This window comes from Reyranella soli (genome assembly GCF_007992495.1).
Classification (GTDB): Bacteria; Pseudomonadota; Alphaproteobacteria; order Reyranellales; family Reyranellaceae; genus Reyranella; species Reyranella soli.
The window spans coordinates 1-15131 of the sequence record NZ_BKAJ01000212.1; the positions used below are offsets into that span (position 1 = coordinate 1).

General features: G+C 63.6%; 15 protein-coding genes and 1 pseudogene. 9 read left to right on the forward strand and 7 right to left on the reverse strand.

What is annotated here, in order from left to right; translation table 11 throughout:
• Window positions 1–14: 14 nt before the first annotated feature.
• Together RSO01_RS42090 and RSO01_RS42095 are read right to left on the reverse strand one after the other, a co-directional pair.
• Window positions 15–692: a YoaK family protein gene (locus RSO01_RS42090; RefSeq protein ID WP_281291623.1), complete on the reverse strand. Its 678-nt coding sequence runs from the start codon at window positions 690–692 to the stop codon at window positions 15–17.
• Window positions 626–1648, reverse strand: coding sequence for a ferredoxin--NADP reductase (locus RSO01_RS42095; protein ID WP_147156594.1), 1023 nt, complete (start codon window positions 1646–1648; stop codon window positions 626–628). The genes RSO01_RS42090 and RSO01_RS42095 overlap by 67 nt, the downstream gene beginning before the upstream one ends.
• A gap of 150 nt (window positions 1649–1798) precedes the next feature.
• Between RSO01_RS42095 and RSO01_RS42100 the strand changes: the two genes are divergently transcribed.
• Both RSO01_RS42100 and RSO01_RS42105 read left to right on the forward strand, forming a co-directional pair.
• On the forward strand, window positions 1799–2866 hold the full coding sequence (locus RSO01_RS42100) for a ferritin-like domain-containing protein (protein WP_147156595.1): 1068 nt from the start codon (window positions 1799–1801) through the stop codon (window positions 2864–2866).
• 158 nt (window positions 2867–3024) lie between these two features.
• A pseudogene (locus tag RSO01_RS42105) lies at window positions 3025–3371 on the forward strand (endonuclease domain-containing protein).
• Window positions 3372–3538: 167 nt separating this feature from the next.
• Here the strand turns inward: RSO01_RS42105 and RSO01_RS42110 are convergent.
• From RSO01_RS42110 to RSO01_RS42130, 5 genes are all read right to left on the reverse strand, one after another.
• A complete protein-coding gene (locus RSO01_RS42110; RefSeq protein WP_147156596.1) occupies window positions 3539–4354 on the reverse strand; it encodes a TauD/TfdA dioxygenase family protein in 816 nt (271 codons plus the stop codon).
• Window positions 4355–4405: 51 nt separating this feature from the next.
• Window positions 4406–6253: a hypothetical protein gene (locus RSO01_RS42115; protein WP_147156597.1), complete on the reverse strand. Its 1848-nt coding sequence runs from the start codon at window positions 6251–6253 to the stop codon at window positions 4406–4408.
• Between the two features lie 97 nt (window positions 6254–6350).
• Entirely contained in the window at window positions 6351–7004 is a 654-nt protein-coding gene (locus RSO01_RS42120) for a hypothetical protein (RefSeq protein WP_147156598.1), read from the reverse strand.
• A 12-nt stretch (window positions 7005–7016) separates the two neighbouring features.
• Window positions 7017–7685: a hypothetical protein gene (locus RSO01_RS42125; protein WP_147156599.1), complete on the reverse strand. Its 669-nt coding sequence runs from the start codon at window positions 7683–7685 to the stop codon at window positions 7017–7019.
• Window positions 7686–7736: 51 nt separating this feature from the next.
• Window positions 7737–8417 (reverse strand): PA4824 family protein, encoded by a 681-nt coding sequence (locus tag RSO01_RS42130; protein ID WP_147156600.1) that lies wholly within the window; start codon window positions 8415–8417, stop codon window positions 7737–7739.
• 318 nt (window positions 8418–8735) lie between these two features.
• On the opposite strand from RSO01_RS42130, the gene RSO01_RS42135 reads away from it, so the two are divergent.
• From RSO01_RS42135 to RSO01_RS42160, 7 genes are all read left to right on the forward strand, one after another.
• Window positions 8736–10073: a site-specific integrase gene (locus RSO01_RS42135; RefSeq protein WP_147156601.1), complete on the forward strand. Its 1338-nt coding sequence runs from the start codon at window positions 8736–8738 to the stop codon at window positions 10071–10073.
• A gap of 1501 nt (window positions 10074–11574) precedes the next feature.
• Window positions 11575–12117, forward strand: a complete 543-nt coding sequence (locus tag RSO01_RS48010; RefSeq protein WP_170303775.1) for a hypothetical protein — start codon at window positions 11575–11577, stop codon at window positions 12115–12117.
• Window positions 12107–13723: a YfjI family protein gene (locus RSO01_RS42140; RefSeq protein WP_170303776.1), complete on the forward strand. Its 1617-nt coding sequence runs from the start codon at window positions 12107–12109 to the stop codon at window positions 13721–13723. The genes RSO01_RS48010 and RSO01_RS42140 overlap by 11 nt, the downstream gene beginning before the upstream one ends.
• A 203-nt stretch (window positions 13724–13926) precedes the next feature.
• Window positions 13927–14250 (forward strand): hypothetical protein, encoded by a 324-nt coding sequence (locus RSO01_RS42145; protein ID WP_147156603.1) that lies wholly within the window; start codon window positions 13927–13929, stop codon window positions 14248–14250.
• The gene (locus tag RSO01_RS42150) at window positions 14251–14697 is read left to right on the forward strand and encodes a DUF5681 domain-containing protein (RefSeq protein WP_147156604.1); all 447 of its coding nucleotides are present in this window, start codon (window positions 14251–14253) and stop codon (window positions 14695–14697) included. It abuts the gene before it with no gap.
• On the forward strand, window positions 14694–14882 hold the full coding sequence (locus tag RSO01_RS42155; RefSeq protein WP_147156605.1) for a hypothetical protein: 189 nt from the start codon (window positions 14694–14696) through the stop codon (window positions 14880–14882). The genes RSO01_RS42150 and RSO01_RS42155 overlap by 4 nt, the downstream gene beginning before the upstream one ends.
• The gene (locus tag RSO01_RS42160; protein ID WP_147156606.1) at window positions 14879–15121 is read left to right on the forward strand and encodes a hypothetical protein; all 243 of its coding nucleotides are present in this window, start codon (window positions 14879–14881) and stop codon (window positions 15119–15121) included. Before RSO01_RS42155 ends, RSO01_RS42160 begins: the two co-directional genes overlap by 4 nt.
• The last annotated feature ends 10 nt before the right edge of the window (window positions 15122–15131 follow it).

Sequence of the window (15131 nt, forward strand, 5' to 3'; positions counted from 1 at the left end):
GGCCCGCGCTCCCGTCAGAGAAGGACGACGATCACCAGCAGGACGGCTGGCGCGATCAGCGGCCATGCCACCATGTGCAGCGACAGGCCGCCCGCGACCGCGCCCACCAGATAGCCGACCCAGGTCATCAGCAGCAGGCGCGGGGTGGCGACAACCGGCAGCTTGCCGCCTTCGGCGGGCCACAGGTGGTCGAGCGCGGCGTCGGCGGTGCGGGCGAGCGTGCTGGTTACTACGACAGTGCTGACGGACACGCCGCCGAACTGGGTGATGGCCGAGGCCTGCAGGCCCATCGCAAAGGCCAGCACCAGGACGGCCGATTCATTGACAAGCGGCAGAAAACCCATCGCGCCGATGATCGCCGCTTCCAGGAGGATGGGGATCATCGGCCTGTGCCACAGCCGCAGCAGCAGGCGCGCCAGCATGGCGCCGATGAAGAAGGCGACCAGCGGCGCGAGATGGCGGCCCGCGTCAGGATAGCGGCCCTCGGCGAGGGCGATGCCGGCCAGCACCGTGTTTCCGGTCATGTTGGCGGCGAACACGCCGCCCATGGTGATGTAGCCCACCGCGTCGGCGATGCCGGCGGTGACGGTGAGCAGCGTCGCCTGTATCTGCGGCCGGACGATCGTTACACCACGTCGTAGGTGATCTCGACCTCGGCGCCGAAGCAGTGGCCCTGGCAGGTCAGGATCCAGTTGTTGGCGAGATCGTCGGGCGTATAGATGTCGTTCTTGGCGAGAAGCACCTTGCCCTTGATGCGCTTGGCCGCGCACGAGGCGCAGAAGCCTTCCTCGCATGACGACAGCGGATTGAGCCCCGCGTCGCGCGCGGCCTCGAGGATGGTCTTGCCCTTCTTGTAGGGCACCTTGTGCGTCTTGCCCTCGAAGTGAATGACGATGTGATCCGGGATGACGTCGCCCTCTTCGCTGGGCTCGATCGGGATCGCGTCGTTGCCCGAGGCCTCGAAGCGTTCGATGCGCACGCGGTCGTGGCTCATGCCGTGCTCGAACAGCGTCTCCTCGACCAGCGACATGAACGGGCCGGGGCCGCAGAGATAGGCGTCGCCTGCTTCGAAGCCTTTCATCGCCGCCACGATCTCCTCGGGCTTGGTGATGCCCTGGGTGGCGTCGAGGTGATGAATGATCTCCAGCCGCCCGGGATGGGCCTTCAGCAACGTCTCGAACTCGGCGTCGAAGATCACCGATTGCTTGTCGCGGTTGGCATAGAACAAGCGGATCTGCCGCTTGCCGGTTTTCAGTGCCGACTTGATCAGCGACATCATCGGCGTGATGCCGCTGCCGCCGCCCAACAGCAGCAAGGTCGCGGCGCTGTCGTTCAGCACGAAGCGGCCGGCCGGCGGCAGCACCTCCAGGGTGCCGCCCTCCTTCAGCGCGTCATGGAACCAGTTGGAGCCCTTGCCGCCCGTGACGCGCTTCACCGTCACCTTGGGCAGGCCATCGGTCTCGGGCGCGCTCGACAGCGAGTAGCAGCGGTTGAAGGCGCCGTCAGGGTGACCCACCTTGAAGGTCAGGAACTGGCCGGCGCGATAGCGGTACTTGTCGGCCAGGTCGGCCGGGACATCTAGGACGAAGGAGCGCGCATCGGGCGTCTCTTGGATGATCTTGGCGATGCGCAGCTTGTTGTAGGACATTCGGTAAACCAGCGTTCAGGGATCATGCATTTTCCGGGCGGGACTCCACTAGCAGACTGTGCTAGCTTCCGCTCGAAAAATGAACGGAGCGTCATCTTTGCCGCTCCGTCTCGGGATGGGACCGCGTAAAGCGCCAGGAGGCAAGAGCCAATGACGACGCAGAAGATCTATCAGCTCCCCGTCGACGTCACGAACTGGAAGTTCGACGGCGCCACCGAGATTGCCTTCAACTGGGAATACGAGGACGGCTCGGCCGACCTGCTGAACCTCTACGAAAAGGGCAAGCAGCAGCAGTGGGACACCTCGACCCGGATCGACTGGTCGCAGGAGCTGTTCGAGGAGAACCCGATGGGGATGGCCGACGAGACCATCCCGATCTACGGCACGCCCTTCTGGGACAAAATGACCGAGAAGGAGAAGAACTGGCTGCGCTTCAACCTTCAGTGCCATTCGATCTGCCAGTTCATGCACGGCGAGCAGGGCGCGCTGATCGCGACGGCCAAGATCGTCAACACCGTGCCGGACATGAACGCCAAGTTCTATGCCGCCACCCAGGTGATGGACGAGGCGCGCCACGTCGAGAGCTACAAGCGGCTGATCCACGAGAAGTTCAAGTCGGCCTATCCCATCACCGATTCGCTCAAGAACCTGCTCGAGCAGACGCTGAGCGACCGCCGCTGGGACATGACCTATCTCGGCATGCAGGTGCTGATCGAGGGCCTGGCGCTCGCCGCCTTCCAGCGCATCCGCGACAGCGCCAAGAACAACCTCGCCGCCTCGGTGAACGCCTACGTCATGCAGGACGAGGCGCGGCACGTTACCTTCGGCCGCATGGCGCTGCGCGAGTACTACCCGCACCTCACCGACGCCGAGCGCGCTGAGCGCGAGGAGTTCACCGTCGAGGCGCTCTACTTCATGCGCGACCGCTTCAACCAGGCCGAGGTCTGGATGCGTTCGGGTCTGCCGGTCAAGGAAATGCTGGAGCACGCCTATCACTCGGGCGCCATGCAGTCTTTCCGCAGCCGCCTGTTCACCCGCATCGTGCCGATCCTCAAGGAGATCGGCCTGTTCGGGCCCAAGGTGCAGAAGGCGCTGGGCGACATGGGCGTCATGGGCTACGCCGAGATCGACGTTGAGAAGCTGATCGCCAACGACCTCAAGGTCGCCGACGACTTCGACGCCAAGAAGTTCGTCAACGACGCGATCGCGGCGGAATAGCTGCGACACGTTAACCACTCTTCCTCCTCCCCCGTCTTACGGGGGAGGGTAGGGAGGGGGAGAGCCGCAAAGACGGCTTCGAATATTTCAGATCAGCAAGCAACCAGAGGTTGCTGCCGAGCCACAATCGCGCCTCGAAGGACTGATTTCCTTCGGCCATGGACGACTGCGCCCGCCATCCCCGCAACAACGCGACTGAAGCCGAACGTCGCTTGTGGCAGCGCTTGCGCCGACGTCAGCTGAATGGTTTCAAGTTCCGCCGCACCAGATCGGACGTTACATTTGCGATTTCGTTTGTCTTGAAGCGGGTGTCATCGTCGAGCTGGGTGGCAGCCAGCACGGGACGCAGTCGCCATATGACAATCAACGCGACGCCTTCTTGAAGGCAAACGGCTTTCGCGTGCTGCGTTTCTGGAACGGCAGCGTGTTCTCTGAGCCGGAGGCTGTCGTGCAGACGGTCCTTGAGGCTCTCACTCGACAAGATCTGGAGGGCCGCTTCACCTGATCTCTCGCTTTTCTCCCTCCCCCGTAAAACGGGGGAGGGTCGGGGAGGGGGAAAGCCTCACGGGTGATCTCTGAGAATTTCAGATCTGTAATTTTCCGGCGCTGCGCTTGTTGCCTTCCCCCTCCCGTACCCTCCCCCGTATGACGGGGGGAGGGGCCATGAGTCTCTTAGAAAGGCCTCTCGCCCTTGATCGTCACGCGGTGGCCGTGGCGGACGTGCGGGTGATAGTCGAACATGGCGCGGTGCATGGCGCAGCGGTTGTCCCAGAAGGCGACCGAGTGCTGCTCCCAGCGGAAGCGGCACTGGAACTCGGGCGTCTCGCAGTGGCGGATCAGCATCTCGAGCAGCGCGTCGCTCTCGTGCTTGTTCAGGCCTTCGATGCGCTTGGTGAAGCCGCGGTTGACGAACAGGCACTTGCGGCGTGTCACCGGATGCGTGCGCACGATCGGATGGACGGCCTCAGGGAACTTCTTGTCCGAGCGCTCATACTCGCCGCGCGAGTAGACATGGGCGCTGGTGTGGAACGCCGACAGCCCCTCGACCAGCCGCTTGATCGGTTCCGACAAGGTTTCATAGGCGAGATACATGTTGGCGAAAGCCGTATCGCCGCCGACCGGCGGTGACTGGTGCAGATAGAGGATCGAGCCCATCGGCGGCTCGGGCTCGCACGACATGTCGGAGTGCCAGACCTCGCCGGTAGCCGTCTTGGTCTTCTCGTCGGCATGCACGACTCGGATCTCGGGATGCCCTTCGACCTCGGCCCTGGCCGCCGGATGGACCAGAAGCTCGCCGAACAGGCGGCCGAACGCCTTGTGCTGGTCGACGCTCATCTGCTGGTCGCGGAAGAACAGCACCTGATGCGCCATCAGCGCATCGTGCAGTTCGCTTGCCTGCTGGTTGGAGAGCGCGGCGAGATCGACGCCGGACACTTCCGCGCCGATCGCTGGCGTGAGCTTGCGGATCGCGATGGTTTCGTAGGCCATGGCGCGATGATCCACGGTTCACGGCGTCTTGCCAAGATCGCGCGCAGTCCGCTAGGTCGAAACGCCTCTCATATGCTCCTTGGGCTGAACCGGCAGGGGCTGGAAAAGCCAGCGCAGGGCGCCAAGGGCGACGATCAGGATGAGGGTCAGCGACAGCAGACCAATCGCCATCCGAGCAGCGCCTGGGTGGTTCAGGAGGTCGACCAGGAAGCCGATGGCAGGGCATTTCACCGCGAGCCACAGGCCAATTCCGAGCGAGGAATCCCTGACGCACCGGACGGCGGCGGCGGCCCAGGGCGAGACCAGGCAGATCAGCGCGCCACCGACCACGATGGTCGTCCATCGCAGCCATCTCGGCGGATCCCCCCGGTCATTCCGGTCCGCGGCCCAACCCACAGCATTCAACAGGGCGGCGACGGCGATGGCGGAAACCGCGATGGCAGGCAAGTCACGCCACTGCAGCGCGGCAAGCCACTTGTGCGGAAGGATGTACCAGAGCAGGGCAGCCGTACCGAGCCAGACGGCAAGACCGATGAGAAGGACTTCCGCCGTGCGCAGCGTTGAGCGCAGCCACACTGCCGGCGCCACCTGTTGAAGGTCGGCGGCGCCGAAGTCCTTCCTGATCAACCACGATGCTACTTTGAACACCAACGGGTGCTTCGGGCGTTCGAAGCCCGGCGACGGCCGCGTCAGGTAGCCAAGATGGCTCAACAGCCATATTGGTCCTGCTTTGTACGCGATGCTTTGCGTTATCTTTGCTGCGCTCCTGCCGTCGACGACAAGCGGGGCGTTGACGTTCTGGTCGTTACCGTCCCAACGGCCTCCTGTGCTCAGGAATGCGGCCAGTCGGCCGGATACCGGATCGGTCGGCTCGTAGATGTTGAACCACTCAAAATCTTCCCGAAAGACGTATTCATCACGATTTGCGGGAACGATGACCGGCCAGATCGCCCTCAGCTTGCCGATGGCCGAGCCGTAGGTCAGCAGGCCGCGTAACTTGCTGAACAGTATCCTGCGGTCGATGCCATCGGTGGGACTGAGCCACACCGGCCGCCGCGGCAACATCACATCGATGACGGGCTCGACGGTCGCGCCCAGCAATGCTTTCACCTGCTGCCATCGCCCTTCGGTAAGGTAGTTCGGCAGGGCGGCTTCCGTCTCCATCAGGCCGTTATAGGCAACGACGCTGCCGAGACTGTGGGCGAGGATGAACCAATGATCATAGTCGCGCATGGCGAACTCGACCATGGCGTCGACCATGCGTGCGCGGATCGCGACGCGCGGCGGCTCCCCCAATTCCGACACGATGGGATTTTGATCCCGCGCCGGTTGGCTGTAGAGCATGACGTCGCCGACATAGGCCGTCAGCAGATCGGAAATTGGCACACGCGGCAGCTTCAGGCGCTCCAAGATCAAGTTGAGCAGACCTACTGTCGCCGCACCGAGGAAGAAGAGAGCTCCGTAGAAACCAAGGACGAAGCGGCCCAGATACTTGAAGCGGCCGTCCCTCGGCACATACATGTCCTTGAAGCCGACGAGCCTCGTATATTCGCGTCCGGCGACCGTCCACATGGACAGGGCCCAGAACCAGAATTTGACTTGACGTGGCAGGGTCGGTGCCTCGCCGAGGTCCGCCCAATAGACCTCGTTGAACTCGATACGAAACCTGCGGTGCCGCTTACTCGTCGTGGTGACGTCCACGCATATTTTGTTTGTGCTGAAATCGGTGGTGAATTTTTTGGGTACCTCGGCCGGGATGGACGGCTCGGTCACAACCTCGATCGCCGCCGCTTCGTCGCCCAGCGCGGCGACGATGTTGCGCGCTTCGCCGATGAGATGCTGGTTCGGCAGTTGCATGCCGATGCCGTGCACCAGCAGAACTCCGATACGTTCCGTCATGGTCGCCCCCGCAAGAATCCGTGACGGACCGACCATGACCCACGAATTTGAATCATGCAACCTGCAGCTTAAGGAACTCGTCGCCTGCTACTGATGGTTAGCAACGGCCAATCGTCGGTGGCGCACCGATCACCGAAGCCACCTTGGTGATGTCGAGGCAGCGCGTTCCGATCCAGGCCTTGCCCTGCACGAAGATGGCGAACCGGGCGAAGGTGTTGGCCTGCTCGGTCGGCGTCGGCCGCGCCTGGGCGAGCAGCCAGTAGAGCGCATAGAGATTGCTGGTGGCGAAATCGGCCGCCGCCATGTCGAGATCCTTGTTCCACATGGCGGCGTTCTTGGCCGCGGCCCCCGTCGGATCGTGCAGGGCCGCCAGCCAGGCATGGGCGTTCTTCGCCAGCGCGTACGCCTCGCCGTTTTGCGCCTTGTAGGTCTTCACCTGCTCGGCCACGGCGATGTAGCCCTTGCCCTCGATCGTGTTGCCCGCGCAGCCCTGCCGGCACAGCGCCACGAAGGTCAGGTACTCGGCCAGGATGATCTCGACATTGCCGTTGTTGTGCTTTCGCCAGGCGCGCGCCAGGTGCCAGCCCTGCGTCAGCTCCGCCCCGGTCCACGGCTTGGCGGCAAGCGGCGTGTCGCGCTCGAGATCGGCAATGACGGCCTGCGCGGCCGACTGCCACTCGGCCGGAATCTGGGCGAACAACCGGCCGGTCGCCACGAAGGTGACCAGCATGAAGACGATCAGGAATTTCACGACCAACCTCCCTTAGTAGCGACGCGCTCGTTTTCGATCGGCGCTTTCGTACTGAACCAAGTCGTCTGCGCGCATTTCCATGTCATCGCGCGGCATCAGGGTGCGCGTCTGTGCGGGCGTGATCAACCGGTGATGCGGCGCGTCGTCGAGCGCAGCGCCGACGTCCCAGCAATCGTCCTCGTTGGTCACCCAGTCCTCGATGTCGAACTGGCGGAGATCGACGGCATCGGAATGGGTGCGCAGGGTCTTGCGGCGGTCGTCGTTGGCGTATTCATGGAAGTACGACATCGCGAGCTCGCGCAGGTTTCGATAGACCGGGTCGCGCCAGCGCAGCCAGACGTGGTTGCTCTTGGAGATGGCGCCCCAGCAACCATTGCGCCGGAAGAGGGCAATGACGTGGTCCGAATCGCCCTTGGCCACGAGGTCCATCAGGAGCGGCGGCTCGCCATGCAGCCACAACGCACAGGCCGCCGTGAAGGCCGCCTCGATGCAGTGGGCACGGCGATGGCGCAGCACGCCCCGTACCGACCGCAGCGTGTCGCCTTGGTCCTCGAAGTTGGCGCTGAGGCCGACCAGGAATTCCTGGATGCGCCAGGGCGTCGAGAGCGGACGCAGGAGGCGTGCTTCTTCGGCGGTGAGACCCAGATCGGCGGCTGTGGGGTGACGTTTGCGGACCAGCATGGACCCTGAAGGTCCCCTGCCCGGCGCCTTATGACAACAGGTCAGCCGCGGTTAAAAGCGGACGGTCACCCCGACAGTGAAGAAGAAGGGCTGGTTCTCACCCAGGAAGCGAGCGGCCAGCAGATCGAAGTCGAGCGGCCACTCCCTGGGAGTGTATCGCAGGCCAGCCTGGATGCCGCCTATGCCTGGCGTCCGGCCAAATCCTTCGACCGTGAACATGAGTTCCCGGCTGATCTGGAGCTCAATCTGTGCCCCATAGAAAAAGGCATCGGGCATGTCGCCTTGAACGTAGCTCCAGCCGGCGTTCAGATTGACCCGGAACGCTTCATTTATGGGGACCGACATGAGTCCGACGACGGTCGCGAAGTTCAATTCGCCAGTGGTGAGGTTCACACCGGAAGAGGCCGTGATGCCAAGGCCGAGGCCGGTATCCTGCGGACGCAGATTGACCTTTACCGTGGGGCCGAGGATCGGGGCGTTGTTCTCCTCGGACCAATAGTCCTGGTGGGCGAGACCCACTTCGAGGAAGGGAATCTGCTTCAACGTGCAAGCTGGCGCCGCGTTGGCATAGCCGTTGCCTGGGACGAATCGGGTCACCCATAATTCAACGTGGCAGTGTCCCGGAGTCTCGACCTCCGAATCGTCAACGATATGTGCGCCGCCAGCGGCTCTGGCATCGGACCAAGTCGACAGCACAAGGAGCAGGAGGCCGGCCTTGAAGAATTCTTTCACGGCCTGCGGACGATCGACCCATTGGGTTACGAGCGTAAGTCAGAGTCCAAGGTCAAATACCCTGAGTGCTTTGTTCCGGTTGGTGGAGCTGAGGGGGATCGAACCCCTGACCTCCTCATTGCGAATGATAAGGACAGCAATTTCCTGGGGTTTTCTCGACTTGCCGCTTGTTGCTCTACGTTGAGAAAATCCCCAATTTATCGTATCTTTGAGATAGTTTGATTTGCGGCGAGATATTCGTTGATTGCGTCGCGGTGTTACCCCGGTGATACCCTGGGCCAACAGGGCTCACCGGAAGCCAGTGCGGAGGCGGCCCTGATGGCCCGAATCACCAAGCGATATGTCGATGCCTTGAAGGCAGGGCCGGCCGATGTCGTCCATTGGGACGATGGTCTGCCCGGTTTTGGTATCCGCGTGCGGCCGAGCGGTGCAAAATCCTACGTGTTCCTCTATCGGCTTGGCGGTGGTCGACGTGGCCGGCAACGGCGTCTAACGCTGGGGGCGGCCAACAGCGGCCCGGTCGAACGGACTGAAGGAAGAGAGAAACGCCGCAGGGTCATCACCGCCGAAGAAGCCCGCAAGGCCGCCCTCAAGGCGAGCGCGACGGCAGGGGCGGGCGGAGACCCAGCGGCCGACAAAACGGCCCAGAGTGAAGATCTGACTGTTGCCGAGCTGCTCACCCGCTACCTGAAGGAAGGACCGGCCTCGCGACCTGCAAAGAAGGCTAGGAGCTGGGAGAACGACGCCAGCAACCTCAAGCGCCATGTGCTGCCTCTTCTAGGCCGCCAGCGACTGCGGACCCTTACCAAGGGCGACATCGAGAAGTTTCAGGCCGACGTAACTGCGGGAAAGACCAAGGCCCCGGTCACGGCAAAGGGCGCCAAGAGGCGGGGCCGGATCCGCGTCCAAGGTGGGGCCGCCGTGGCGGCCCGGGCTACGGCAGCCCTGCGAGCCATGCTGAATTGGGCGATCGATCAGAAGCTGGGTTTGAAGGAGAACCCGGCCTCCAAGGTCCGACTGAACAAACTGCGAAATCGCGAGCGTTTCCTGGACGACACCGAGCTTGCCCGCCTGGGCAAGGCGGTGGCCGACATGGAGGCCGAGGGGGTCAACGCCGCATCCCTCACCATCGCCCGTCTGTTGGCCCTCACTGGCGCCCGCAAGAACGAGATTGCCGGTCTGCGATGGCGTTACGTCGACTTCCAGCGTAGCGCGCTCATCTTGCCGGACAGCAAGACGGGCGCGCGGGTCATTCCGTTGGGCGCCCCGGCTCTTGCCGTGCTGATGGCCTGGGGTGAACGGTTCGACACCATGACCGGCGACCAGTTCGTGTTCCCTGCCGAGCGCGGAGACGGCCACCATGATGGCGTTTACAAGGTGTGGAGGCGGCTCCGTCAGAAGGCCGAATTGAGCGAAGTACGCCTCCACGACCTGAGGCACACTCACGCGTCGACCGGCGTGGCCCTCAATCAGTCGCTCCACATCGTCGGCAAGATATTGGGCCATCGGAAGCCCGAGACCACCGCCCGTTACAGTCACTTGGCACTAGACCCCGTTCGAGCCGCTGCCGATCAGACGGCGCAGCGCGTGGCTGCGGCCATGAAGGGCCGAGGTCCCAACAATTCCAAGGTCGTGCGCCTTGCGCGTCCGAAGTAGAATCCGAACAGCGGGGGCTAGCCTTGGCCGGCGAACAGCGAGACCGCACTCGCCCGCCCCCGTCTCCACCTCTGCGGTGCACCACGGCGGAGGTGCGCGATGACTACAAACGCTGAGCAGGAATCGCGTCTACAGTCAGAATGGTGGACTGCTGCCCAGGCGATTGCCTGGATCGTAGAGGGCACCAGTCAGGCCGTCGAACGAGCGGCGGCTGTGAAGGGCATGGACGGCCTGCAGCGTCTGCGCTTGCGTCCAACTTCGCGATGGGATGGACCGCCAGTGTCCCTTGCCGCAGCGCCGGCCGAGATGCTCCGTGTCGCCCGTTTGGGCCGACTCGTAATTCGTGGCCGACATGGCGTCGGATCGGACCTGCAAGCCGTTCCTGTTCGTTATGAGCAAATGGCATTCCTAGACGCTCGGCTCTGCTTTGCAGACGAGAAAAATCGGCGGGTCGGTCTGTTGTGGGTAGACCTGTGGGCTCGAGCTGATGAGTGCCAACGGCAATGGCCTGGCGTTCCTAATGCTCCCGTAGCGCCTGAAACTAAGGAGAAGAGCGTTTCCCCAATTGGGGCGACAGCCACTAACAGTACCCACCGTACCGGCCGTCCACCCGAATATGATTGGGAAGGCGCCTTGACCTATCTAGCGGGCGTTGCAGCAACGCTCGATGGTCTGCCCGATGTACAGGCTAGAGCCGCAGATCTGCTTAAGGAGCACTTTGGCAAGCTGAACGGCGGCGAAAGTCCAAGCGATAGTTTAATCCGAGCGAAAGTATCCAGAGTTTATCAGGCATGGGAAGCCGAGAAGGAGCGTCTTGAGCGGGCCAAACCCCGCCGGGGAAATCGATAGGCCGCCTGAAACTCTTGCCTGAAACTCGGCTCCATCGACTTTTAGGCGTTTCAGGCCGACACGTTTTTTGAATTGCGTACCCTTGCGGGCACTTTCCGGGGCTCATCCCCAGTTGCCGCGAGGAATAGATGGGTATCGACGCAGATGACAGGCCACTGCCTCCAGAGCAGGCTAGCAGCCTTCTCGAAGGCCTGGGCTACCCGGTAGCCAAAGCAACACTCGCTCAGCTCCGTTGCCACGGCGGCGGGCCCGAGTTCATCAAGTTTCGACGGCGAGTTCTCTACAAGCCGAGTGCCCTGCGCGCGTGGGTCAGTTCGACCGCACGCACCGCCGAGAACACTAGCCAGCTAGCGGCCTGATCCCGCTCGTGGCCTTCCATTCACTTCCTGAAAACGAAAGCCGGCCGAGGGTGACCTCCTCGACCGGCTCTATATCGCTTTGTCAGTCCCCTCCAAGGAACCAACATCATGAACCGCAAGATACTAGGCGGCGCCCGCGTCCGCAATGGGCACGCAATCCCCTCACCCTCTGCGCTTGTCGCGACAGATCACCCTTGGCGAGTGCGCCGGCTCGCCCGCCGGCACGACATGTGCCTACGCCATGCCGCCATCGTGGCCGAGGCCATGGGCATTATTGGCCGAGAGGTGCGGCCATGATGAAGCGGCCCCAACTCGGCCGGCTCATGGTCGAATTGCTGGCGGCCCATCGCCGCGCACGCATGCCCGAGGTAGCTGAGGCCCTGGCGGCGTGCGGGCTGCCGATGACCGGCCCCCTTTGGGGGATCGGCTTTGTGAGTGTCGATCGCCACCACTACGAACCCGACGATACGGGCAAGCCCGCTGTGATCGTTCCCTATTTCGAGGATGGAGTGTTGTTAGACCTAGTCGCGACCAGTTTGGCGACACGGCAGTCTCGGACGCGGGAGGGCATCTGCACGACGCTGGGCGAGGAATGGCTAGAGCAAGCTCGCGAGAGCGGCACCGCAGCCAAGATCCTGCCTGACCCTATCGCTTGGCTGCAGAATGGTAGACACGGCGCCGTGCTGGTGGATATGCGCGCAGCCCGTCACGTCCTGGCCGACATGTCAGCACTTGCCTGCGAGGGTGAATTGTTGGCCGCCAGGATCGATAGGGCGCTACGCCAGCCGGTTATCTTCCCCACCATCTACGTGCGGGAGGCTCACCATGCAGCCTAAGACGCCGCCCGCCGGCTTCCGCGTGTTCAAGGGCGCCAACGGAAACGGCAGCCACGGTGCGGCAACGTCGCCCTGGTCGCAGCCGGTCCCGCTAGTCGGGCAGATCGAGCGCGCCGACTACCCGCTATCGGCGCTGCCTGAGGCGATCCGCGGCGCAGTGTCCGAAGTGACCGACGCCGTGCAGGCACCCCCTGAGATGGTGGCGAGCTCGGCGCTGGCGGTGGCGAGCCTCGCCGCTCAATCCTTGGCCGACGTGCGCAGAAGCGAGACGCTGACCGGCCCATGCAGCCTCTACTTTCTGACCGTGGCCGAGTCGGGCGACCGCAAGAGCACGGTAGACCGTCTACTGGGCCGCGCTGTGCGGGAGTTTCAGGACAGCCAACGTGACGCCGCCAAGGTGACGATGGCGGCACACACGGCCGACCTGTCCGCATGGCAGGCAAAGCGCGACGCGATCGACGGCAAGATGACCGGCGACGCCAAGGCCGGAAAGGACATCGACGGGCACCGCGCCGATCTGGCCCAGATCGAGACCGGCAAGCCGGATGCGCCGAGAGTGCCGCGGCTGATTTTCGAGGACGTGACATCGGAGAAGCTGGGCAGGGCGCTGGCGACCGAATGGCCCAGCGCTGGCATCTTTTCCAGCGAAGGTGGTGCCGTGTTGGGCGGCCACTCGATGGGCAAGGACTCGATCGCGCGGACCCTGAGCCTCCTAAACAAGCTATGGGACGGAGCTAGCCATGTGGTCGACCGCGCCACCTCGGCCAGCTTTGCCGTGCGGGGTGCGCGCATGACGATCAGCCTGCAGGTGCAACCGCATGTGTTGGGCGACTTCCTCGACCGCGACCGGGGCATGTCGAGGGGCAGCGACTTCCTCGCCCGGTTCCTAGCATCGCAACCGGCGTCCCTGCAGGGCTCGCGGATGTACAGGGAGCCCCAGGCCACGCCCGAGCTGCACGCGTTCAACGCGCGCATTGCCGACATGCTTGCCGACCTTCCGACGATCGACGGCGAGAGGGGCTTGTTGCTGCCGACGCTGGACCTCGACCCCATCGCAAAGGCGCATTGGGTCACTGTCTATGATGCGATCGAGACCCAACTATCGAGTGGCGGTGACTTCGCGTCGGTCCGCGACGTTGCGTCCAAGGCGGCCGACAACGTGGCGCGCTTAGCTGGCGTGCTGCACGTTTTCGAGAATGGCCCCGGTGGAGTGATCGGCCTGAGATCGATGCAGGCCGCCGCTCGCATCGTCACATGGCATCTGTACTCCGCGCGCGGCCTGTTCGCCCCGCTCACTTTGTCAAGGGAGGTGGCCAACGCAGCGACGCTCGACCGCTGGCTAATCGACCGCTGCCGCATGGAGGGCGTTGACGGATTCTCAACTCGAGATGTGCTGAACGGTGGCCCCAACGGCACTCGCAAGCGCGAGGACTTCGAAAAGGCGGCCGAGATCCTGGCCGCTCACGGCCGCGTGAGGCTGGTGCAGGACGGCAAGCGCAAGCGACTGACGGTCAACCCCATGCTGGTCGACGGCACAGCCGACGATGCAGACGATGACGCGCCAGACTCGCCCATGATCGAGAAGCGGGTGGAGGGGTGGAACTGATGCGGCTCCGCTCCCTCATTGAAGGCGACGCACCGGCTGGAAGTGCAGGTCTAAACATCCGGCCACGCCCGCCAATCGACAGCCCGACCCCTGCGACACTTGCGATTGTTGCGACACATGCGGGGCGCCCGTCCAAAATTCGACCGTCTGTCGCAGAAGTCGCAACTGTCGCAGCACTTCCGGAACCGGAACGCTGGGCCAACATGATGCGCGACCTGACCGTTGAGGGGGTGCGGCTCGATCTGGCTGCCGACGCCTTGGATAGCCTCATGGACGGTGGAACGGTTGAGCGCTCCCTGATCTTGGGATGGGACGCGCGCGAACTGATCGGCGTCCAGCGCGCAAAGCCGCACGACAACCCATTCGTGGCCGGCCTGGTGTTTAGCCTGCGCCAAGGCGACCGGGTCGAGGCGGTATCCGACAACGGCTGCGCCATTGTCCCAGCGTGCTCCAACGTCCGCCATCTCTGGCGCCGCGCGCCACTGGCCGCTGACGACTCAATATGCCTGCCTTGGGAGCTTCGCTAAATGACCTCTGACGCGTCCAATAACGGCGGCAAAACGCGCGGTAAGCCATTTGAGCCAGGTAATCCAGGTGGCCCTGGCCGGCCGTCAGGGAGCCGCAATAAGGCGACGTTGGCACTGGATGCACTCGCCGACGGAGAAGGCGAGACCATCCTCCAGAAGCAACTCGAGAAGGCCAAGGAAGGGGATGCCAAGGCCGCCGAGCTGATCCTCTCGCGCATCTGGCCCGCCAGAAAGTCCAGAGCCATCAACCTCGAACTCCCACCGGTAAACGCGCCTGCCGACATCGTGCCGGCATTGGGACGGATCGCTGATGCGGTAGCGGGCGGAGAGATCACGCCGGAGGAGGGGGCGGCTGTGGCGGCTGTCCTCGAGGGCAAGCGCAAGGCGATTGAGACCGTAGAGGTGCTGGCCCGGATCGAAGCATTGGAGAAGGGGAGAGGCCGATGACCAATCTGACAAGCCGCCTAGACAGGCTGGAGGAAGTGATGGACCCGAAGCGATCGATTGTCGTGTGGCAGAACCACGGCGAGGCCGCCGAGGCCGCTATTGCACGATGGAGCGCCGCTCGTCCCGGTGAGCCCGAACTCAACCCAAACAACGTCCAACTGATCGGATGGGAGGCCCCACAATGAGCATCGACAGCATCAACCGCCGCCTGGACAAGCTAGACGCCCTCCATCCCGCCGAGACGCCCCGCAGGGTGATTCGCCTGATCTTGGGGGAGGATGAGGAGACCTCGGACCAGGCCATCGCCCGGTGGTGCGCAGAGCACCCTGACGAGGCTCCACCGGACAGCGCCGCCGACTTCATCATCCTGCGGTCCCTGGTGAGCCCCAAACACCAGCGGGTGCCTGACGGAGACCCCGCGTGACCGATCGGGC